Consider the following 19,579-nt stretch of genomic DNA (forward strand, 5'->3'; position numbering starts at 1 on the left):
TCACGGTACGCCGTCGCCGCCCCGGCCTGCGATCCCGGGGTCCCCGGCCCGCGTGTCAGACCCCGGCCGCGCTCAGCAGGCTGCCCGCCGCGTAGGTGACCCCCATCGCCAGGGCCCCGCCCACCACGTTGCGCAGCACCGCCCGTTTGGGGTCGGCCGCGCCGAGCCGGGCGCTGGTCCAGCCGGTGAGGACGAGCGCGGCCAGGACGGAGACCACGGTCACGCCCAGCCGCCAGCCGGGCGGGGGCAGGACGATGGCCAGCAGCGGCAGCAGCGCGCCCACCGTGAAGGCCAGGAAGCTCGCCCAGGCCGCGTGCCAGGGGTTGGTCAGGTCCTCCGGATCGATTCCGAGCTCCACGCGCGCGTGGGCCCTGAGCGGGTCCCGCGCGGTGAGCTGTTCGGCGGCCTCCCGGGCCACCTCGTGGGACAGTCCGCGGTCCTCCAGCAGCGTGGTCAGCTCCTGCAGCTCGGCCTCCGGCTGCTCCCGCAGTTCCCGTTTCTCCACGGCCAGCGCGGCCATCTCCGAGTCGCGCTGGGTGGAGACGGAGACGTACTCGCCGGCGGCCATGGACATCGACCCGGCGAGCAGGCCGGCCAGCCCGGCGGTGAGCAGGGCGGACCGGCTCTGGGTGGCGCCGGCCACGCCGACGACGATGCCCGCGGTGGAGACGATGCCGTCGTTCGCGCCGAGCACGGCGGCCCGCAGCCAGTTCAGCCGCGAGCCGAGCGCTTCTCCGTGGGCCTCTTCGTGGGTGGGTTCCGTCACAGCAGGGAGGATCGCACTCCCGGGGCCGCCCCCTCCACATCACCACTCCCGCAGCGAGGCCCCCGAGCGAACACCGGGCTGGTCGCGCGCTGTCCTGACGACCCGTCACCCGCACCTCGGTTGCGGCGGATCAGGTGAGGTAAAGACACGCAGCGAAGGGAACTTGGGGGGCACGGCAGCACACATGCGTGCGACGGCCGAACGGCTGAGCGGCAGACCGGCGGAGCCGCGGGCACCTGCCGGATCACGGTGTCAGTCGTGGCCCGTATCCTCAATGACCATGCTCGAAGACCGTGCGACCGCAGTGTCCTCCCCCACCCAGTGGCCGGCCGCGTATCCGAAGGGATACGCGGTCGTTGACGTGGAGACCACCGGCCTGGCCCGGGACGACCGGATCATCTCGGCGGCCGTCTACCGGCTGGACGAGCGCGGCGAGGTCGAGGACCACTGGTACACGCTGGTCAACCCGGAGCGCGATCCGGGACCGGTGTGGATACACGGTCTGACGAGCGAGGTGCTCGAAGGGGCGCCGCTCTTCACGGACATCGCCGAGGAGTTCGCGGCCCGGCTGGACGGCCGGGTGCTGGTCGCGCACAACGCCGTCTTCGACTGGCAGATGATCGCGCGCGAGTACGCGCGCGCGAAGCGCGAGGCGCCGGTGCGTCAGCGGCTGTGCACCATCGCGCTGTCGAAGGAGCTGGGCCTGCCGCTGCCCAACTTCAAGCTGGAGTCGCTGGCGGCGCACTACGGCGTCGTACAGCAGCGGGCGCACCACGCGCTGGACGACGCACGCGTGCTGGCGGAGGCGTTCCGGCCGAGCCTGCGGGCCGCGGCGGCGGGCGGCGTCCGGCTTCCGCTGCTGGAGTGCCGGCCGCTGACGGAGTGGTCGGACCGTCCGGTGCCCCGGCAGTCGTCCGGCGGATACGGGGGCTACGGCGGCTACCGGCCGAGCAGTTGGCGCCCCTCCCGCAAGAGGCCGGCATGCCCCTATCCCAACCCGGGTCGCTACGAAGACGGCAAACGCCTCAAACAGGGCATGCGGGTGGCGTTCTCCGGGGACACCTCCGTCGACCGCGAGCTGCTGGAGGACCGGGCCACCGAGGCCGGTCTGCACGTGGCCTCCAGCATCTCCCGGCTGACCAGCCTGCTGGTCACCAACGACCCCGACTCGGTCACGTCCAAGGTGGTCAAGGCGCGGCAGTTCGGTACGCCGATCGTCGACGAGGCCGCGTTCGGGCAGTTGCTGCGGGACGTCGAGCCGGCCGACGGATAGCGGCACGCAGGGCCGCGCCGAACCGGCAGGAAATCGTACGAACGGGTGGTTGCCGGACGACTCACCCGGCGGCCACTCGCCCGCACGGACGGTGACGGCTCACCCTGTGGCACATGGCGAAATGCGAAGTTTGCGGCAATGACTACGGAATGGCCTTCGAGGTCCACGCCCAGGGTGCGGTGCACGTCTTCGACTGCTTCTCCTGTGCGATCCACCGGATGGCCCCCATCTGCGAACACTGCCGGGTGCAGATCATCGGCCAGGGCGTGGAGGCCGACGGCAAGTTCTACTGCGGGGCCCACTGCGCCCGCGCCGAGGGAAAGGTGGGAATCGTCGACCGGGTGTGACCCGGTACCCGCCTGAATGCACCCCACGGCCCGGATGTACCGTCGTGGGGTGCACCGCTACCGCTTCCTGTTGTCCCGCCAGTGGGTGATCCTCACCCTCGTCGCGATCGCACTGATCCCGACGATGATCAGGCTGGGCTTCTGGCAGCAGCACCGGTACGAGGAGCGCACCGCCCGGAACGACCTGGTCTCCTCGGCCCTGCACGCCAAGCCGGTCCCGGTCGAGCGGCTGACCTCCCCCGGGCACACCGTGACCCGCACCGAGAAGTACCGCACGGTCACCGCGACCGGCACCTTCGACACCGCCGGGGAGGTCGTGGTCCGGCGCCGGACCAACGCCGACGGCGAGGTCGGCTTCCACGTGCTCACCCCGCTCGTCCTCACGGACGGCAGGGTCCTCCTCGTCAACCGCGGCTGGATCCCCGCGGACGGCGCCCAGACCGCGTTCCCGAAGATCCCCGCCCCGCCGTCCGGACGGACCACCGTCACCGGGCGGCTGATGGCCGACGAGACGACCGCGGCGAGCGGCATCAAGAACGTCAAGGGCCTCCCCGACCGGCAGATCATGCTGATCAACAGCGCGGAGGAGGCGCACCGGCTCGGCGCGCGGGTGCTCGGCGGCTATGTCGAGCAGACGGCGCCCACGCCCAAGGGCGGCCCGGAGCAGATCTCCGACCCCGGCAGCGAGGACGCCCCGCTGAACTACGCCTACATGATCCAGTGGTGGCTGTTCGCCGCGGGCGTCCCGGTCGGCTGGTGGTTCCTGGTCCGCCGGGAGATCCGCGACCGCGAGGAGGCCGCGGCGCAGACGGAGCCGGAGGAGAGCACACCGGCCACGGTGTGACCCGCCACGCCACCGGCTCTCCCAGGGCCACGTCACTCCCCCGGCGCACCACCTGATTGGCCCTCTGTCCCGCCGGGAAACCGGATCCCGTGAACGCGCGCATCGAGGACTACGCACTCATCGGTGACGAGCAGACCGCCGCGCTGGTCGGGAGGGACGGCTCCATCGACTGGCTGTGCCTGCCCCGCTTCGACTCCGGGGCCTGCTTCGCGCGGCTGCTGGGCGACGAGGACCACGGCCACTGGCGGATCGCCCCCGAGGGAGCGGACACCTGCACGCGCCGCGCCTACCGGCCCGACACCCTCGTCCTCGACACCGAGTGGGAGACCCCGGACGGCACGGTCCGCGTCACCGACCTGATGCCGCAGCGCGACCGCGCCCCCGACGTCGTACGCATCGTCGAAGGCGTCAGCGGCCGGGTCACCGTCCGCAGCACCCTCCGGCTGCGCTTCGACTACGGCTCGATCATGCCGTGGGTGCGCCGCTCGGACGGGCACCGGGTGGCCGTCGCGGGCCCGGACTCGGTCTGGCTGCGTTCCGAGCCCGCCGTGCGCACCTGGGGCGCGGACTTCGGCACCCACTCCGAGTTCACCGTCGCCGAGGGCGAGCGGGTCGCGTTCGTGCTCACCTGGCACCCCTCGCACGAACAGCGCCCGCCGCTCAACGACCCCTTCGAGGGCCTGGAGTGCAGCGTCACCGACTGGCAGGGCTGGGCCCGGCAGTGCTGTTACGAGGGCCCGTACCGGGACGTGGTCGTCCGCTCCCTGATCACCCTCAAGGCCCTCACCTACATCCCGACCGGCGGGATCGTCGCCGCGGCGACCACCTCGCTGCCGGAACGGCCGGGCGGCGTGCGCAACTGGGACTACCGGTACTGCTGGCTGCGCGACTCCACCCTCACCCTCGGTGCGCTCCTCAACGCCGGCTACCAGCAGGAGGCCTCGGCCTGGCGCGACTGGCTGCTGCGCGCGGTCGCGGGCGACCCGGCCGACCTGCAGATCATGTACGGCGTCGCGGGCGAGCGGCGGCTGCCGGAGATGGAGCTGTCCTGGCTGCCCGGCTTCGCCGACTCCGCCCCCGTACGCATCGGAAACGGCGCCGTCGAGCAGCTCCAGCTCGACGTGTACGGCGAGGTGATGGACTCGCTCGCCCTGGCCCGTAGCTCGGGGCTGTCCCCGCGGCCGCACATGTGGGCGATGCAGCGCGCCCTGATGCGGTTCCTGGAGTCGGCGTGGCGGCAGCCGGACGAGGGCCTGTGGGAGGTGCGCGGCGGGCGGCAGCAGTTCGTGCACTCCAAGGTGATGGTGTGGGTGGCCGCCGACCGGGCCGTGAAGACGCTGGAGCAGCACGAGGACCTCGACGGCGACCTGGAGGGCTGGCGCAGACTCCGCGACGAGGTCCACCAGGAGGTGTGCGAGAAGGGCTACGACCCCGAGCGCAACACCTTCACCCAGTACTACGGCTCCCGCGAACTGGACGCAGCGCTGCTGCTCATCCCGCGCGTCGGCTTCCTGCCGCCGGACGACCCGCGGGTGGTCGGCACCGTCGACGCGATCCGCGACGACCTCGGGCACGGCGGCTTCCTGCGCCGGTACGACACCGAGGACTCGGTGGTCGACGGGCTGCCGAGCGGCGAGGGCGCCTTCCTGGCCTGCTCGTTCTGGCTGGCGGACGCCCTGCATCTGACCGGCCGGAAGGACGACGCGCGGGAGCTGTTCGAACGGCTGGTGGGCCTGGTGAACGACGTGGGGCTGCTGGCCGAGGAGTACGACCCCGTCAACGGCTGCCAGCTGGGCAACTTCCCGCAGGCCTTCAGTCACATCGCGCTGGTGAACACCGCCCTCACGCTGTTCGGGGACCACCAGGCAGGATAGGGGCCATGGATCTTGGACTGAAGGACCGGGTGTACGTCGTCACCGGGGCGACCCGCGGACTGGGCAACGCCGCCGCGCGGGAACTCGTCGCCGACGGGGCGAAGGTCGTGATCAGCGGCCGGGACGGGAAGCGGGTGGCCGACGCCGCCGCCGAACTGGGCCCGAACGCCGTGGGCGTGAGCATGGACAACGCCGACCCCGAGGCGCCGGAGCGGCTGATCGCGGCCGCGCGTGAGCACTTCGGCGGCTTCCACGGCGTGCTGGTGAGCGTGGGCGGGCCGGCGCCGGGGTTCGTCGCGGACAACACCGACGAGCAGTGGCGCACCGCGTTCGAGTCGGTGTTCCTCGGTGCGGTGCGGCTCGCCCGCACGGCGGCTGCCGAGCTGGAGCCGGGCGGGGTGATCGGGTTCGTGCTGTCCGCGTCGGTGCACGAGCCGATTCCGGGGCTGACCATCTCCAACGGGCTGCGCCCCGGGCTCGCCGGGTTCGCCAAGTCCCTCGCGGACGAGCTGGGGCCGCGGGGGATCCGGGTGCTGGGGCTGCTGCCGTCGCGCATCGACACCGACCGCGTGCGCGAGCTGGACGCGTTGTCGGCCGACCCCGAGGCCACCCGGGCCGCGAACGAGGCCCGGATTCCGTTGCGGAGGTACGGGACTCCGGCGGAGTTCGGGAAGGTCGCGGCGTTCCTGCTCTCTCCGGCCGCCTCCTATCTCAGTGGGGTCATGCTGCCTGTGGACGGGGGCATGCGGCACGGGTTCTAGGTGCGGCCCCAGGCCGTCAAGTGACCCTTTCCGCGCGGTGTCTGACCGTCCGCAGGCGTACCTCCGCGGGCAGCGAGGGCAAGCGAGCCGACCGGCGGGCGCGGGTCAGGGCCTCGGCCGTGAACCCGTTCAGGGCCGTCGCCGGGTCCACGTGCGGCTCCAGTTGGAGCCACACCCTCGCCGTGGGCGTCGTACGGCGGCCCCGCAGGAGGATCTCCGCGTGCGCCACGCCCTCCTGCTGTACGGCGTCCTGGGCCAGGGCCGATTCCAGGGCCCTGGCGCGCAGCAGGGCGGACTCGTCGTCGCCGGTGTCGATCAGGATCTCGGCCAGCCGGCGGCGGCGCAGCACCGACGTGAGCCACCACAGGGCGAGCAGCACGACGGCGGCGAGGGCGGCGATGACCGCCGGCCACCACCAGCTCCTGCCGCGCCAGTGGGTGCGTTCGGCCTTGGTCAGCAGGACGTCGTGCGGGCCGGTGTGGATCCACCAGGAGGGTGACGGCGCACCCAGGCCGACGGCGAGCACCGCGCCGCCGAGCGCGAGCAGGAGCAGGCCGACGAGGGCCAGCAGGACGCGGTTGAGGCCGCCGGCGCGCATCGTCCTCACCCCTTCCGTCCGGGCCGGGACACACGCAGTGACAGCGTGGGCGGGCGGGTCAGGCCGAGGCCCCGGATCGCGTCCGTGAGCACGGTGTCCAGGTCGGCGCGTACCTCGTCCAGGTCACGGAAGTGGCAGACGGCACGGACGTCGGCCTTCTTGTGACGCATCCGCACCCGGACCGACCGGACCCCGGACACGTCGACGGCCCGGTCGCGGAGCAGGAGCGCCGCGGCGTCGCGCCGGAGCGCGGCGCGGACATCGGGGTGCGGGCGCCGCATGGACAGCAGTCCGCGCAGGCCGGGCGTGACCGCGAGGACGATCAGCCACAGGCCGAGCGCGACGGCGACGGCCGCGCCGGTCAGCACCCAGACGTCGTCCAGGGGCCGTTCGGCCAGTTGCCGGGCGAGTGCGCGGCGCCAGTGCATCGCGGGGTGGTGGGCGCGTACGGCGGCGATGTCGTACAGCAGCAGACCCGCGCCGGCCAGCAGCAGGAGCGCGACGACGGCGGCCGGGACGCGGCGCGGCGACCAGAAGCGGCCGCTGCCCCCGGCGGGGGCCGGTGGGGTGGTGCCGGGCTCCTTGTCGAGGGTGGGGGTGGTCGACTGGGGTTCGCTCATCACGCCCTCCCGTGCGGTGCCGGGTGCAGCCGTTCGACCTGGACGGCGACCTCGGGCACCTCCATGTCCACCAACGCGCCTACCCGCTCGGCGACATGGCGACGCACGGCGGCGCAGTGGGCGCCGATGTCGCAGGGGTAGCCGAGTTCGAGGTGGACGCGGACGCGGGCCGCCCGCCGGCTGACGACGACCGTGGCGTGCGGGGCGGCCACGTCGGCGGGCAGCGACGGCAGCGCCTCCCGGGCGGCCTGCGCGGCGATCTTCGCCACGACCCGGTCGGCGATCCGGGTGGCGCCGCGCTCGCCCGGCGGCACGAGGGCCGGCGCAGGGCGCGCCGCGCCGGTCTCGGCACTCACCTCCGGTCACCGCCGCCGGTCGCGCCGGTCGCCGCGGGTGCGGAAGAAGTCACCGAGTTCCAGGTCGCCCTCCGCGAACCGGCCGGCGACGAACCCGATCGCGCCCAGCGCCGCCACCAGCAGGAAGGCCGCGAAGCCGCCGAAGTACCCGGCGAAGCCCAGCGCCATTCCGGCGATCATGCCGACCACGGCCATGTTCATGGAGCGCTCCTCAGCTCATCGGGCGTGCGTGGTCCGGGACCGGGTCTCACTGGATCCGGGGCTCCAGTTCCTCTTCCTCTTCCTCGGGCAGCTTGACGTCGCTCACCGCGATGTTGACCTCGACCACCTCGAGTCCGGTCATGCGTTCCACGGCGGCGATCACGTTCTCCCGCACGTCGCGGGCGACATCGCCGATCGAGACGCCGTAGTCCACGACGATCTCCAGGTCGAGCGCGGTCTGCACCTCGCCGACCTCGGCCTTCACGCCCCGGGTGACCGCCTTGGAGCCGCCGGGCACCCGGTCGCGTACGGCGCCGAGCGTGCGGGCCAGACCGCTGCCCAGGGCGTGGACGCCGACCACGTCCCGGGCCGCGAGAGCGGCGATCTTCTCCACCACGCCGTCGGCGATGGTCGTCCGTCCGCGGGCCCCGGGATCGCCGCCGCCGCGCCGGGTCGCCTTACGGGTCGAGACCTGTGGCTCCTGGTCGCCCTCGGGGGTCGTCGTCATGTCGGTCATCGCCGTACATCCCTTTCGGTCGTCCCCTTCGATCGTCCACTGCCCACCGTAAGCAAAGTTCCCCGACCGCGCGCCGCCGATACGGCAGGCTGGAGGAATGACGGCGGAGCGGTGGACACAGGTGGTGCGGCGCCAGATCGGGCTGGGCAGGCTGCTGCCGCTCGGCGGGCCGGGCGACGGCGCCTGGCTCGCGGAGGGCGCGGCCGCGGCGGTACTGGAGCGCGCGGCGGCCGAGGGGATGCCCGGGGTGCGGCTCGGCGCACTGCGGCTCGCGCTCGCCGATCCGGCACAGGTGCAGGAGCCGGTCGTACCGGCTCCGCCGAGCGCGCTTCCGCCGGGCCCGCTGCGGCTGACGGCGGACTTCGCCGCGACGGCCGCCGAGCCGCTGCCGGCGGTGGCGTCCGGGCTGCGGCGGACACTGGCGGCGGCCGCGACGGAGCGGCTCGGGCTCGTGGTGACGGAGGTGGACCTGCGGGTCACCGGCCTGCTGGACGCGCCGCAGCCGGCCGCTGAGGCGCGTGCACCGCAGCCGGTGCCCGCGCGGGAGCCCACGGATCCGGACGAGGCCCGGGCGGCCGCGGCCGCCCTGTCCGTCCCCGGGGTGACCGGGCTGACGGGTTCCCTCGGCGGTCTGCGCCGGGCGGTTCACCTGGAGGAGCGCACGACTGGTACCGCGCTGCCGTACCGGCACGCGCGCGTGGAGCTGGCGACCAGCGCGGACCGCCGGGCCGTTGACGTGGCCCGGCAGGTCCGTACGGCCGTACGGGACGCGCTGGAGGACCGCCCGACGGTGGCGGTGTTGATCACGGCGGTCGGTGAAGCGGCTTTTTAGGGGGCGCGCACCGTCCGAACGGCCGCCGCTCCCGCGGTCACTCGCCGAGGCCGGCCAGGTCCCGGAGCCGGCGTGCCTGAGCGGCACGCTCGGCCGCGCGCTGAGCCTCGTAGTCACGGCCCGCCGCCCCGCGCAGCAACGCCTTGGTCTCGGCGACGGCGTCCCGCGGCGCGGCCAGCAGCGCGGCCGCCAAGTCCCGCACGGCGTCGTCCAGTTGGTCGCCGGGCACGGCGACGTTGGCCAGCCCGGACGCCACCGACTCCGCCGCGCCGACGAACCGTCCGGTCACGCAGATCTCGAGGGCGCGGGCGTAGCCTACGAGGCCGACCAGCGGGTGTGTGCCGGTCAGGTCGGGGACGAGACCGAGGCTGGTCTCGCGCATGGCGAACTGCACGTCGTCCGCGACGACCCGCAGATCGCACGCGAGCGCGAGCTGGAAGCCGGCCCCGATGGCGTGCCCTTGGACGGCGGCGACGGACACGATGTCGTTGCGCCGCCACCAGGTGAACGCCTCCTGGAACTCGGCGATGCTCGCGTCGAGCCCGGCGTCGTCACGGCGCGCGAGTTCGATGAAGTTCGGCTCGCCCGGGATCCCCTCCGGGGTGAACATCTGCCGGTCCAGCCCGGCGGAGAAGGACTTGCCCTCGCCGCGCAGCACGACGACGCGGACGGAGCCCGGCAGCAGCCGGCCGGCCTCGGTGAGCGCGCGCCACAGGGCGGGGCTCTGCGCGTTGCGCTTGGCCGGGTTGGTCAGCGTCACCGTGGCGAGCGCGTCGTCGACGGTGAGCCGTACGCCGTCCTTGTCGAGTGCGGGAGCGAGGTCCTGGTCGGGCGAAGCCATGGGGCGCCTCCGATGGGTGCGGTCATCCGGGCATGCCTACGGCATGCTTAAGTGACTGCACAGTAACCACCCGGCTGATCTGGGGTCCCCCCGGGCCCCTCAAGGGCCCAGGGGGGAGGCCGACCGGGTGGCCACCATCGAAGTCGATGGACCACCCGGCGTCAGGACGATGCGGCCTTCTTGCCCCGGGTCGCTCCGCCACGCCCACGAAGCGTGACGCCCGACTCACTGAGCATCCGGTGTACGAAGCCATACGAGCGGCCGGTCTCCTCGGCCAGCGCCCGGATGCTCGCACCGGAGTCGTACTTCTTCTTCAGGTCTGCCGCGAGCTTGTCGCGCGCGGCGCCGGTCACCCGGCTGCCCTTCTTCAGAGTCTCGGCCACCCGTGCCTCCTCATGGGAAGTGCGCTCTGGTCTCCTCATGATCACCCCTCTTGGGCCTGATGGCCACCCATTCGGCAAGGTCCGTGAGACATCGTTGTGACGACAGGAGTGGACCTCCACAAGCGGAATCAAGGATTCCATGGGGTGGTGTCGAGGGGGCCGAACGGGTGGATTCGCGAAGTGCCAGGTCAGGGACGCGCGACGGCCGATCCCTTGGTGCGCAAGGGATCGGCCGGGAAATCCGTGTACGACACACCTCGATACGAGGAGATCTCACACAGATGATGGATCACGGATGAGCCGAATGATCCATACGCAGTGGATCACGCCAGGGCGACGAGGTCCGCGTAGTCGGAACCCCACAGATCCTCGACGCCGTCCGGCAGCAGGATGATCCGCTCCGGCTGGAGCGCCTCGACGGCGCCCTCGTCGTGCGTGACGAGGACGACCGCGCCCTTGTAGGTGCGCAGGGCGCCGAGGATCTCCTCGCGGCTGGCGGGGTCGAGGTTGTTGGTCGGCTCGTCGAGCAGGAGCACGTTCGCCGAGGAGACGACCAGGGTCGCCAGGGCGAGACGGGTCTTCTCACCGCCCGAGAGGACGCCGGCCGGCTTGTCGACGTCGTCGCCGGAGAAGAGGAACGAGCCCAGCACCTTGCGGACCTCGACCAGGTCCATGTCGGGGGCGGCCGAGCGCATGTTCTCGAGCACCGTGCGGTCCGGGTCGAGGGTCTCGTGCTCCTGGGCGTAGTAGCCGAGCTTGAGGCCGTGACCGGGGACGACCTGGCCGGTGTCGGGCTTCTCGACCCCGCCGAGCAGGCGCAGCAGGGTCGTCTTGCCTGCGCCGTTGAGGCCGAGGATGACGACTCGGGAGCCCTTGTCGATGGCCAGGTCGACGTCGGTGAAGATCTCCAGGGAGCCGTACGACTTCGACAGGCCCTCCGCCATCAGCGGGGTCTTGCCGCAGGGCGCGGGCTCCGGGAAGCGGAGCTTGGCGACCTTGTCGGACATGCGGACCTCTTCGAGGCCGGAGAGCAGCTTCTCGGCCCGGCGGGCCATGTTCTGCGCGGCGACCGTCTTGGTGGCCTTGGCGCGCATCTTGTCGGCCTGCGCGTTGAGGGCGGCGGCCTTCTTCTCGGCGTTGACCCGCTCCCGCTTGCGGCGCTTCTCGTCGGCCTCGCGCTGCTGCTGGTAGAGCTTCCAGCCCATGTTGTAGATGTCGATCGTGGACCGGTTGGCGTCCAGGTAGAACACCTTGTTGACCACGGTGTCGACCAGGTCGACGTCGTGGGAGATCACGATGAAGCCGCCGCGGTAGGTCTTCAGGTAGTCCCGCAGCCAGATGATCGAGTCCGCGTCGAGGTGGTTGGTCGGCTCGTCCAGGAGCAGGGTGTCCGCGTCCGAGAACAGGATCCGGGCCAGTTCGATACGGCGGCGCTGGCCACCGGAGAGGGTGTGCAGCGGCTGGCCGAGGACGCGGTCGGGCAGGTTCAGCGCGGCGGCGATGGTGGCGGCCTCGGCCTCGGCGGAGTACCCGCCCTTGGTCAGGAACTCGGTCTCCTGGCGCTCGTACTGCTTGAGGGCCTTCTCGCGGGTGGCGCCCTTGCCGGTGGCGATGCGCTCCTCGTTCTCGCGCATCTTGCGGATGAGGACGTCGAGCCCGCGTGCGGAAAGGATCCTGTCCCGGGCGAGGACGTCCAGGTCGCCGGTGCGGGGGTCCTGCGGGAGGTAGCCGACCTCGCCGGAGCGGGTGATCTGGCCGGAGGCCGGGATGCCCTCGCCGGCCAGGCACTTCGTGAGGGTGGTCTTGCCGGCGCCGTTGCGGCCGACGAGGCCGATGCGGTCGCCCTTGGCGACCCGGAAGGTGGCGTTCTCGATGAGGACGCGCGCACCGGCGCGCAGCTCGATACCGGAGGCGGAGATCAAGGACAGACTCCAGGGCGTACAGGGGTTGGCGGGTGGGCGGCTGAGGACGTTCCCGCCGTCTAATGCGCGAGGAGAATGGCCATGGGAAGAAGTCTAACGGGGCCGTGCAAGCTGTTTTTCTACGTCCGCGTGTTCGGTCCGCGCGGCGCAGACCGGCGCGGAAGATCGTTGCCGAGGGGCGCGCGGCCCGGGACGATCCGCTTCCCAGGTCGTCCAGGCCCACGAACGGCCCGGTCCGGGCGCCTTGGGCGCACGGCCGGCACGGGTGGTCGTGTCCCGTGCGGTGGAACGGCCGCCTTTCCCGTCAGCGGGTGGGGCCGGCGGGGCGGTCAGAGGGCATGAGGCAGTGCGACGCGTTCTGCCGAGGCTTGTCAGTGGCGGCTGCAAGACTGAACGAGGCGCCACAGAACCGACGCACGAAGGAGTGATCGGCATGGCAGGCACGGGCGGCGGACGGCCGAGTCTCTACCCCACGCTGCTGTACGCGGACGCGAAGGCGGCGATCAGACAGCTCACGGAGGCCCTCGGCTTCACCGAGCTGTCGGTGTACGAGACGGAGGACGGCAAGGTGATGCACGCCGAGCTGGTCCAGGGCAACGGCGCGGTGATGATCGGCTCCAAGGGCCGCGGCGGCCTCTTCGACACGGCGATGAAGGACGCGGGCCCCGCCGGGGTGTACGTCGTCGTGGACGACGTGGACACCCACCACCAGCGGGCCCTGGAGCACGGCGTGGAGATCCTGATGCCCCCGACGGACCAGGACTACGGCTCGCGGGACTACATGGCCCGGGACACCGAGGGCAACATCTGGAGCTTCGGGACGTACGCCCCCGAGATCGGCGCCTGAGCGGCCCCCGCGCCGCTCATCCCCCGGTGTGCACGTGGAAGGCGGCCCGGCGTACGGCCTTGGCCAGGGCCGGGTCGGGATGCGCGGCGGCGAGCGCCACCAGGACCTGCACGGTGCGCGGGTGCCCGACGGCGCGGACCTCGTCGAGCAGCTGGGGGACGGTGGGCTGCACCGCGGACTCCAGATGCCGGACCAGCATCGGCGACTCGCCGTGGTCGGCGACGGCGGCCGCCGTGTCCACCCACAGCCAGGTCGCCTCCTCGCGGGTGAGGACCTCGTGGGCGTCCTCCGGGTCGATCCCGTCGTGCTCGGCGAGCCACAGCAGGGCGTAGGGCCGCAGGGCCGGCTCGTCCACGACGGCGCGCACCTCGGGCTCGGCGGGGGCGCCGACGACGCGCAGCGCCTCGAAGGCCAGGCCGCGCAGCAGCGCGTCCTCGCCGCGGGCTGCGTGGATCAGCTCGGTGACGGCATCGCCGACGGTGCGGGCGGCGAGCCAGGCGCGGTATTCGGCGCGGGCGGCGTTGGGGCGGAGCTGGGCGCAGCCGCGGAGCATGTCCTCGGCGGACTGCTCGATGTTGCCGGCCGGGCTCTGCGCGGCCACGCAGATCTGCTCCAGCTTGACCCAGGTCGCCCAGCTGCCCAGCGGGGTGAGGGTGGCCTGGCCGTCGCCGTAGGTCAGCGCGCCGACCGAGGCGAGGGCCCGCAGCGCCCAGTCGAGGAGGGGTTCGAGCGCGGTGTCGTCGGCGGGCGCGCCGCCCGGGACGACGGCCGTGAGTCCCGCCGGGCTCGGGGAGTCGGCCGCCGGGCGCGCGAGTCCCGGCTCGGACGGCCGCCGCGCCCCCGGCAGGGCCGGCAGTGCGGATCCCGGCTCGGACGGCCGGCGGGCCGCCGGCACGGTCGGCCGCGCGGGCCCGGGCTCGGCGGGCTGCCCGGCGCCGGGCTCGTAGGGGACCTCGCAGCGTTCGGTGCGCAGTTCGGTGACCCGCTGCCGGAGCAGGTCGAGCAGCTGATCGACCGGGACGGGCCCGGCGGACAGCTGGAGGAAGGAGAGCACCTGGGGCATGGCCGAGACCACCTCGGCGACGGCGGCCGGCTCGTGCTCCTCGGGTTCCGGGGAGGCGAGCGACCAGGCGTCGAAGAGGGCGACCCAGCCGCGCAGTACGGCGCTGTCGTCGCGGTCCCAGGCGCGCAGCCGCCAGCCGGGGCGCGCGCTGTCGCCGTGCACCTCGACGAGTCCGGCGAGGCGGGCGGTGTCCCAGTCGGCGCGGATCCGGGCGACGCTCAGGCCCAGATCGGCGGCGGCGCGCCGGGCGGTGGCGTCGGAGAGGGTGGCCTTGCCGTCGGCGGTGGCGCCGTCGCTGCCGGGGCCGAGTGCGGCGTCGGCCCAGCGGGCGACCCGGACCGGACCGGCCAGCCCGGTGCGGGCCATTTCGGCCAGTTCCGCGGGGGCCGGGGTGCCCTCCGGCGGCCGGGGTGCGGGGCGGCGCGGGCGCCGCTGGTTCACAGCTCTGGGGGCGGCGGCCAGGGGTCGCGGTCGGACGAGTCGGAGCCTGGAGTCGCGCGGAATACGGGACGTCACGAGTGCAGTCTTCCGGTAGACGGTCCGAAAACCCAAACGGAATGTCACGGCGGGCGACGGGGCTGGCCAAGGCACGGGGGCCGGGGCGGGGCGAGGAGTGGTGATCAGGCCGGCGGTACGGCCTTAAGCGGAATGCCCGGCACCGGGCCTCCCGACGCCTGCCCGGAGGGTCAGGAGCCGCCCGGTACCGGCGGGGTGGGCCGGCGGCTCATACCAGGGGGGTCAGGAAGCGGCGCAGCCGCTCCTCGTACTCCTTCGGGTCGGCGTTCCACATCGCCGCGTGCGGGGCCTGCGGGACGGTGTGCAGGGCGACCAGATCCGGGCGGCGGCGGGCGAGCCGGCGGGAGAACTCCCAGGGGGCCACCTGGTCGTCGGGCCCGTGGAAGATCAGCGTCGGCACGGTGAGCACGCCGGGGTCGGTGATCTCGGGGACCCGGTCGGCGTACAGGCCGGTCCGGCCCTGCGCGGCGCGCACGGCGAGCGGCAGCAGCGGCTGCGGGGTGCGGCGGGCCCGGGCGAGGGCGCGCAGCGTGGCCTCCCAGCTGAGCACCGGCGAGTCGAGGACCAGTCCGGCGATGTGCTCGCGCACCGCGGAGCGCTCGGCGGCGCGCAGCGCCATGGTGGCGCCGGTGGACCAGCCGAGCAGGACGACCCGGCGGGCGCCGTAGCGGACGGCGTAGCGGATCGCCGCGTCCAGGTCGCGCCACTCGGTCTCGCCGAGGTGGTTCAGTCCGTCCGGGGGGCGCGGGGCGCCGAGGTCGCCGCGGTAGGCGAGGGCGAGGACCGGCACCCGGCGGGCGTGCAGGGGGGCCATGAGGTTCATGGCCTGTTCCCGGGTGGTGCCGAGGCCGTGCACGGCGATCACCCAGGTGTCCCGGGCTCCGGGTACGAACCAGGCCGGCAGTTCGCCGAGTTCGCCGGGGACGTCGATGTCGGCGTGGTCGAGGCCGAGTGCGGTGCCGGGGTTGCCGACGTACAGGTTCGGGGTGAACCACACCGCGTCGCCGGAGGCGAGGGTGCCGTGGGTGACGCGTACCAGGCGGCGTACGACGGTGTCGGCCGCGTGCGGGGCCGCCTCCAGGACGGGGCCGACGACCGCGTGGGAGCCGTCGCCGGAGAGGCCGTAGGTGCCGGGGCGCAGCGAGGCCAGATCGCGGGTGAGGGTGATCTGGCCGGCGGCGGTGCCGTGCACGGTGAGCCGGGGTTCGGTGGGCAGCGGGCGGCCCGCGGGCGCCTTCAGCGCGGCGTCGCTGGCGATCCGGCCGACGGCGACGGATGCCGCGCCGGCGGCGAGGACCGCGGTCAGTGCGGTGGCGGTCGCTTTGACTGGGCGCACGGCTCCAGTGTCGTGGGGGTCGGGCCTGCCGGCCAGTGGAAGGGCCGGGCGGTGAGCAGGGGCCGGCGGGGAAGGGTGAGCGAGGCGATCGAGGAAGCGCCGGAGCGAAGGACTGGGCAGCACGGTGTCACCTCCGTTGGCCGTACCCCTTCAAACGTTCCCCGACCTCCGCCAGCTGTGCCTCCGTCAGCAGGGACGGGTTCAGGCCCGGTACCGAGGACGCCGTCAGCCACAGGCGGCACATCCACTCCAGTTGGGCGGTGCGGTCGTAGGCCTGGTCGAGGGTGGTGCCGTAGGTGACCGTGCCGTGGTTCTGCAGGAGGCAGGCGGAGCGGTCGGACAGGGCGCGGAGCATGTTCTCGGCGAGCTCGTCGGTGCCGTAGGCGGCGTAGGGGGCGACCCGGACGGGGCCGCCGAGGGCTGCCGCCATGTAGTGGACCAGCGGGAGCTCCGGGACGAGCGTGGAGACGGCCGTCGCGTGCACGGCGTGGGTGTGGACGACCGCGCGGGCGTCGGTGGTGCGGTAGACGGCGAGGTGCATGGGCAGCTCGCTGGTCGGCACCAGCGTGCCGAGCACCTGGCGTCCGTCGAGGTCGACGCCGGTGATGTCGTCCGGGGTGAGCCGGTCGTAGGGAACGCCGGACGGGGTGACGAGCACCAGGTCGCCGATGCGCGCGGAGACGTTCCCGGAGGTGCCGACCACCAGCCCGTCGGCCACGGTCCGCCGCGCCGTCGCGACCAGTTCCGCCCAGATCCGTTCGTGTTCCGCGTCCCGCCGCTGTCCAGCCATGCCGTGATCCTGCCAGCCGCGTCCACGGAAGGGGGATGGACGGTCGCTTCCGGCCGGAAGTGCGCACTCCGAATGGGCGAAAACACCGCGAACCGCCGCAAAAAGGCGCTGATTCGCCGATCCGCGGGCTTTCAATGGTCTCTCTTGCCCGCCGGACGATCTTCCGTCCGCCGACCCGGGGAGACACATGGCCCGCGAACGCACCCTTCTCCGTCACCGCGCCGGTGTCCTCGCGGCGGCCACGGCGACGCTCGCCCTCACTGCCACCGCGTCCGCGGCCGCCGGGCCTCCGGCACTGGCCACGGGCCTGCCCCGGGGGCACGACGTCTCGTCCCACCAGGAGCACGTCGACTGGGCGGCCGCCCGGTCCATGGGCGCGCGGTTCGTCTACGTCAAGGCGACCGAGTCCACGAACTACCGCAACCCCTACTTCTCCGAGCAGTACGACGGCGCCCGCGCGGCGGGCCTGTACCGGGGCGCGTACCACTTCGCACGGCCGGACAAGTCCTCCGGCGCCCGGCAGGCCGCGTACTTCGTGCGGCACGGCGGGGACTGGGCGGCGGACGGCCGGACGTTGCCGCCCGCGCTCGACATCGAGGACAACCCGTACAGCAAGAAGCACAAGTGCTACGGGCTGGGCAGCACGCGGATGGTCCGCTGGATCCGGTCCTTCAGCGACGAGATCAAGCAGGAGACCGGCCGCCGCCCGGTGATCTACACGACGACCCAGTGGTGGCGGCTGTGCACCGGCAACAGCCGCGCGTTCGCCAAGAGCCACGCCCTGTGGATCGCCCGGCACGGCACCTCGCAGCCGGGGACGCTGCCGGGCGGGTGGCGGTACTGGACGTTCTGGCAGTTCGACATCGACGGCCGGCTGCCGGGTGACCAGGATCTCTTCAACGGCTCCACGAGCCGGCTGCGGGCCCTCGCGCGGGGTTGGTAGCCAAGGGACGCCTGGGCCGTCCGAGCCAAGCGGAACCTCAACCACCCCCTTCGGACACCCCTACGCCCGTCGCCGTTCACCTTCCGTTCACTCAGGTTGCCTACGGTCGTCCAGCCAATGACCTCGAACGATTGCCTGGGTAAATGGAAAGCTTCTCGCTGATCCTCGCGATAGTGGTGATAACCGCTCTCGCGTTCGATTTCACGAACGGTTTCCACGACACCGCCAACGCGATGGCCACGACCATCTCGACAGGCGCCCTGAAGCCCAAGATCGCGGTGGCCATGTCCGCCGCCCTCAATCTGGTGGGCGCCTTCCTCTCCGTGGAGGTCGCCAACACGATCTCCAAGGGTCTCGTCGACGAGACCGGCATCCGTCCCGAGGTCATCTTCGCCGCCCTGGTCGGCGCGATCCTCTGGAACCTGATGACCTGGCTGGTGGGCCTGCCCTCCAGCTCCTCGCACGCCCTGATGGGCGGTCTGATCGGCGCCACCATCGCCTCCGCCGGCTTCGGCGCCGTGCACGGTGACGTCCTGGTCACCAAGGTGCTGCTCCCCGCGGTCGCCGCGCCGATCGTGGCGGGCGTCGCCTCGATGCTGGCCACCCGGTTCTCCTACGGCATCGGCGGCAAGGCCGAGGGCGAGGCCACCCGCAAGGGCTACCGCGCCGGCCAGATCGCCTCCGCCGGCCTGGTCTCCCTCGCGCACGGCACCAACGACGCCCAGAAGACGATGGGCATCATCACCCTCGCGCTGATCACGGGCGGCGCGATCGCCCCGGGCTCGAACCCTCCCACCTGGGTCATCCTCTCCGCCGGCCTCGCCATCGCGCTCGGCACCTACATCGGCGGCTGGCGGATCATCCGCACCATGGGCAAGGGCCTGACCGACCTGGAGCCGCGCCAGGGCTTCGCCGCCCAGACCAGCGCCGCGACCGCCATCCTGGCCTCCTCCCACCTGGGCTTCTCCCTCTCCACCACGCATGTCGTCTCGGGCTCGGTGATGGGCGCGGGCCTCGGCCGCAAGGGCGGGGTGGTCCGCTGGTCCACCGCGACCCGCATGGCCGTCGCCTGGGTGCTCACCCTCCCGGCCGCCGCGCTGGTCGGCGCGGGCGCCGAGTCCGTCACGGACCTCGGTGACTGGGGCACCGCCGTCGTCGCCGTCTTCCTGGTCGCCGCGAGCGCCACGATCTGGAAGGTCTCCCGCCGCGAGGTCGTCGACCACACCAACGTCGTCGACGCGCCCGAGGAGCCGGCCGGCGTGGTGACCGCCGCCATCGCCGCGGTGACCCCGCCCCCGGCGGGCACGATCACCGAGGACCTGACGGCCACGATCCCCGCCCCGGCCACCGCCGGGCCCGCCCCCGAGGCCGCGCCGCCGGCCGCCACCGTCTGACCCCGGCCACACCGGTAACCAAGGAAGCAACCCCATGAAGATCGACTGGTCGGCCCTCGGCTCCGTCTTCGGCGTCAGCCTCGTGTTCACGGTGGGCCTGGTGGCCCTGTTCACCCTCGGCATCAACGGTCTGGCACGGCGCGAGAAGGCCGCGGCCGAGGGCGGCTCCGCCACCCTCGCCGTCACCGGCGCCTACCTCTGCTTCGCCGCGTGCGCGGCGGCGGTGTCGTACGGCATCTTCCTCATCGTCTCCAAGTCCTGACGGACCACCACGAACCAGGCAATCCGAAGGCTCCCCGCCGTCCGTGACGGAGGGGAGCCTTCGTCATGCCCAGGGGTCACGGGCGCCCCACGGTGTGGGGATCGGCACACTCTCCCCGCGCAGGTCAACGGCAAGTTGACGGCCGTTCCGGGCGCGTGGTGGACTGCCCAGGCCATGTACGGCGGCAAGAGAGGAAGCCGGTGCGAATCCGGCGCGGTCCCGCCACTGTCACCGGGGAAGAACCCCCGGGAGCCAGGAACTCTCACCGCCGAATCTCGTCGAACCAGGGCGCG

General features: G+C 72.9%; 22 protein-coding genes and 1 riboswitch. Of the genes, 10 read left to right on the top strand and 12 right to left on the bottom strand.

The window, feature by feature from the left end; all coding sequences use genetic code 11:
• Window positions 1-55: 55 nt before the first annotated feature.
• Window positions 56-766, bottom strand: coding sequence for a VIT1/CCC1 transporter family protein (locus ACQPXS_RS13340; protein WP_433449368.1), 711 nt, complete (start codon window positions 764-766; stop codon window positions 56-58).
• Window positions 767-1,046: 280 nt separating this feature from the next.
• Between ACQPXS_RS13340 and ACQPXS_RS13345 the strand changes: the two genes are divergently transcribed.
• The 5 genes from ACQPXS_RS13345 to ACQPXS_RS13365 all read left to right on the top strand — a co-directional run bounded on the left by ACQPXS_RS13345 (window position 1,047) and on the right by ACQPXS_RS13365 (window position 5,865).
• Entirely contained in the window at window positions 1,047-2,039 is a 993-nt protein-coding gene (locus tag ACQPXS_RS13345; RefSeq protein WP_356310467.1) for a DEDDh family exonuclease, read from the top strand.
• A 113-nt stretch (window positions 2,040-2,152) separates the two neighbouring features.
• A complete protein-coding gene (locus tag ACQPXS_RS13350) occupies window positions 2,153-2,386 on the top strand; it encodes a hypothetical protein (RefSeq protein ID WP_330340843.1) in 234 nt (77 codons plus the stop codon).
• A 34-nt stretch (window positions 2,387-2,420) separates the two neighbouring features.
• Window positions 2,421-3,230, top strand: coding sequence for an SURF1 family cytochrome oxidase biogenesis protein (locus ACQPXS_RS13355; RefSeq protein ID WP_433449369.1), 810 nt, complete (start codon window positions 2,421-2,423; stop codon window positions 3,228-3,230).
• 89 nt (window positions 3,231-3,319) lie between these two features.
• Window positions 3,320-5,104 carry a glycoside hydrolase family 15 protein gene (locus tag ACQPXS_RS13360; RefSeq protein ID WP_433449370.1) on the top strand — a complete coding sequence of 595 codons (1,785 nt, stop codon included), beginning with the start codon at window positions 3,320-3,322 and terminating at the stop codon, window positions 5,102-5,104.
• A gap of 5 nt (window positions 5,105-5,109) precedes the next feature.
• Entirely contained in the window at window positions 5,110-5,865 is a 756-nt protein-coding gene (locus ACQPXS_RS13365) for an SDR family oxidoreductase (protein WP_351801018.1), read from the top strand.
• Between the two features lie 16 nt (window positions 5,866-5,881).
• Here the strand turns inward: ACQPXS_RS13365 and amaP are convergent, their stop codons facing one another.
• Genes amaP through ACQPXS_RS13390 form a run of 5 tightly spaced genes read right to left on the bottom strand, consistent with a single transcriptional unit; the run spans window position 5,882 to window position 8,157 of the window.
• A complete protein-coding gene (amaP, locus tag ACQPXS_RS13370) occupies window positions 5,882-6,463 on the bottom strand; it encodes an alkaline shock response membrane anchor protein AmaP (protein WP_433449371.1) in 582 nt (193 codons plus the stop codon).
• 5 nt (window positions 6,464-6,468) lie between these two features.
• Window positions 6,469-7,083 (bottom strand): DUF6286 domain-containing protein, encoded by a 615-nt coding sequence (locus tag ACQPXS_RS13375; RefSeq protein ID WP_365332473.1) that lies wholly within the window; start codon window positions 7,081-7,083, stop codon window positions 6,469-6,471.
• A complete protein-coding gene (locus ACQPXS_RS13380; protein WP_433449372.1) occupies window positions 7,083-7,439 on the bottom strand; it encodes a hypothetical protein in 357 nt (118 codons plus the stop codon). Before ACQPXS_RS13380 ends, ACQPXS_RS13375 begins: the two co-directional genes overlap by 1 nt.
• Before the next feature lie 6 nt (window positions 7,440-7,445).
• The gene (locus ACQPXS_RS13385; protein WP_351801010.1) at window positions 7,446-7,640 is read right to left on the bottom strand and encodes a hypothetical protein; all 195 of its coding nucleotides are present in this window, start codon (window positions 7,638-7,640) and stop codon (window positions 7,446-7,448) included.
• Window positions 7,641-7,686: 46 nt separating this feature from the next.
• Complete coding sequence (locus ACQPXS_RS13390) at window positions 7,687-8,157, bottom strand: Asp23/Gls24 family envelope stress response protein (protein WP_433449373.1); 471 nt, start codon at window positions 8,155-8,157, stop codon at window positions 7,687-7,689.
• A gap of 97 nt (window positions 8,158-8,254) precedes the next feature.
• Between ACQPXS_RS13390 and ACQPXS_RS13395 the strand changes: the two genes are divergently transcribed.
• Window positions 8,255-8,989, top strand: a complete 735-nt coding sequence (locus ACQPXS_RS13395) for a nucleopolyhedrovirus P10 family protein (RefSeq protein WP_433449374.1) — start codon at window positions 8,255-8,257, stop codon at window positions 8,987-8,989.
• Between the two features lie 37 nt (window positions 8,990-9,026).
• Here ACQPXS_RS13395 and ACQPXS_RS13400 read toward each other — a convergent pair whose 3' ends face one another.
• The 3 genes from ACQPXS_RS13400 to abc-f form a co-directional block, all read right to left on the bottom strand.
• Window positions 9,027-9,830, bottom strand: a complete 804-nt coding sequence (locus tag ACQPXS_RS13400; RefSeq protein ID WP_356310481.1) for an enoyl-CoA hydratase/isomerase family protein — start codon at window positions 9,828-9,830, stop codon at window positions 9,027-9,029.
• A 161-nt stretch (window positions 9,831-9,991) separates the two neighbouring features.
• On the bottom strand, window positions 9,992-10,213 hold the full coding sequence (locus tag ACQPXS_RS13405; protein WP_004002281.1) for a helix-turn-helix domain-containing protein: 222 nt from the start codon (window positions 10,211-10,213) through the stop codon (window positions 9,992-9,994).
• A 323-nt stretch (window positions 10,214-10,536) separates the two neighbouring features.
• On the bottom strand, window positions 10,537-12,135 hold the full coding sequence (abc-f, locus tag ACQPXS_RS13410; protein WP_433449375.1) for a ribosomal protection-like ABC-F family protein: 1,599 nt from the start codon (window positions 12,133-12,135) through the stop codon (window positions 10,537-10,539).
• Window positions 12,136-12,568: 433 nt separating this feature from the next.
• On the opposite strand from abc-f, the gene ACQPXS_RS13415 reads away from it, so the two are divergent.
• A complete protein-coding gene (locus ACQPXS_RS13415) occupies window positions 12,569-12,982 on the top strand; it encodes a VOC family protein (protein ID WP_433449376.1) in 414 nt (137 codons plus the stop codon).
• Between the two features lie 16 nt (window positions 12,983-12,998).
• Here ACQPXS_RS13415 and ACQPXS_RS13420 read toward each other — a convergent pair whose 3' ends face one another.
• The 3 genes from ACQPXS_RS13420 to ACQPXS_RS13430 form a co-directional block, all read right to left on the bottom strand.
• Complete coding sequence (locus tag ACQPXS_RS13420; protein WP_433449377.1) at window positions 12,999-14,561, bottom strand: hypothetical protein; 1,563 nt, start codon at window positions 14,559-14,561, stop codon at window positions 12,999-13,001.
• A 208-nt stretch (window positions 14,562-14,769) separates the two neighbouring features.
• Window positions 14,770-15,897, bottom strand: a complete 1,128-nt coding sequence (locus tag ACQPXS_RS13425; protein ID WP_433449378.1) for an alpha/beta hydrolase — start codon at window positions 15,895-15,897, stop codon at window positions 14,770-14,772.
• A 127-nt stretch (window positions 15,898-16,024) separates the two neighbouring features.
• The gene (locus tag ACQPXS_RS13430; protein WP_433449379.1) at window positions 16,025-16,687 is read right to left on the bottom strand and encodes a class II aldolase/adducin family protein; all 663 of its coding nucleotides are present in this window, start codon (window positions 16,685-16,687) and stop codon (window positions 16,025-16,027) included.
• Window positions 16,688-16,874: 187 nt separating this feature from the next.
• Between ACQPXS_RS13430 and ACQPXS_RS13435 the strand changes: the two genes are divergently transcribed.
• The 3 genes from ACQPXS_RS13435 (at window position 16,875) to ACQPXS_RS13445 (ending at window position 19,286) form a co-directional block, all read left to right on the top strand.
• Complete coding sequence (locus ACQPXS_RS13435) at window positions 16,875-17,630, top strand: lysozyme (protein ID WP_433449380.1); 756 nt, start codon at window positions 16,875-16,877, stop codon at window positions 17,628-17,630.
• A gap of 143 nt (window positions 17,631-17,773) precedes the next feature.
• Window positions 17,774-19,024, top strand: coding sequence for an anion permease (locus tag ACQPXS_RS13440; protein ID WP_433449381.1), 1,251 nt, complete (start codon window positions 17,774-17,776; stop codon window positions 19,022-19,024).
• Window positions 19,025-19,058: 34 nt separating this feature from the next.
• Complete coding sequence (locus ACQPXS_RS13445) at window positions 19,059-19,286, top strand: hypothetical protein (protein WP_351800988.1); 228 nt, start codon at window positions 19,059-19,061, stop codon at window positions 19,284-19,286.
• 142 nt (window positions 19,287-19,428) lie between these two features.
• A riboswitch (cobalamin riboswitch) is annotated at window positions 19,429-19,570 on the top strand.
• The last annotated feature ends 9 nt before the right edge of the window (window positions 19,571-19,579 follow it).

Origin of the sequence: Streptomyces sp. CA-142005 (assembly GCF_050942335.1) — a bacterium.
Lineage (GTDB): Bacteria > Actinomycetota > Actinomycetes > Streptomycetales > Streptomycetaceae > Streptomyces.

Coding starts and splice junctions, on each gene's coding strand:
- ACQPXS_RS13345 (WP_356310467.1), top strand. CDS start 1,047: ATGCTCGAAGACCGTGCGACCGCAGTGTCCTCCCCCACCCAGTGGCCG.
- ACQPXS_RS13445 (WP_351800988.1), top strand. CDS start 19,059: ATGAAGATCGACTGGTCGGCCCTCGGCTCCGTCTTCGGCGTCAGCCTC.
- ACQPXS_RS13390 (WP_433449373.1), bottom strand. CDS start 8,157: ATGACCGACATGACGACGACCCCCGAGGGCGACCAGGAGCCACAGGTC.
- ACQPXS_RS13440 (WP_433449381.1), top strand. CDS start 17,774: ATGGAAAGCTTCTCGCTGATCCTCGCGATAGTGGTGATAACCGCTCTC.
- ACQPXS_RS13400 (WP_356310481.1), bottom strand. CDS start 9,830: ATGGCTTCGCCCGACCAGGACCTCGCTCCCGCACTCGACAAGGACGGC.
- ACQPXS_RS13435 (WP_433449380.1), top strand. CDS start 16,875: ATGGCCCGCGAACGCACCCTTCTCCGTCACCGCGCCGGTGTCCTCGCG.
- ACQPXS_RS13355 (WP_433449369.1), top strand. CDS start 2,421: ATGTACCGTCGTGGGGTGCACCGCTACCGCTTCCTGTTGTCCCGCCAG.
- ACQPXS_RS13415 (WP_433449376.1), top strand. CDS start 12,569: ATGGCAGGCACGGGCGGCGGACGGCCGAGTCTCTACCCCACGCTGCTG.
- ACQPXS_RS13350 (WP_330340843.1), top strand. CDS start 2,153: ATGGCGAAATGCGAAGTTTGCGGCAATGACTACGGAATGGCCTTCGAG.
- ACQPXS_RS13365 (WP_351801018.1), top strand. CDS start 5,110: ATGGATCTTGGACTGAAGGACCGGGTGTACGTCGTCACCGGGGCGACC.
- ACQPXS_RS13375 (WP_365332473.1), bottom strand. CDS start 7,083: ATGAGCGAACCCCAGTCGACCACCCCCACCCTCGACAAGGAGCCCGGC.
- ACQPXS_RS13430 (WP_433449379.1), bottom strand. CDS start 16,687: ATGGCTGGACAGCGGCGGGACGCGGAACACGAACGGATCTGGGCGGAA.
- ACQPXS_RS13395 (WP_433449374.1), top strand. CDS start 8,255: ATGACGGCGGAGCGGTGGACACAGGTGGTGCGGCGCCAGATCGGGCTG.
- amaP (WP_433449371.1), bottom strand. CDS start 6,463: ATGCGCGCCGGCGGCCTCAACCGCGTCCTGCTGGCCCTCGTCGGCCTG.
- ACQPXS_RS13385 (WP_351801010.1), bottom strand. CDS start 7,640: ATGAACATGGCCGTGGTCGGCATGATCGCCGGAATGGCGCTGGGCTTC.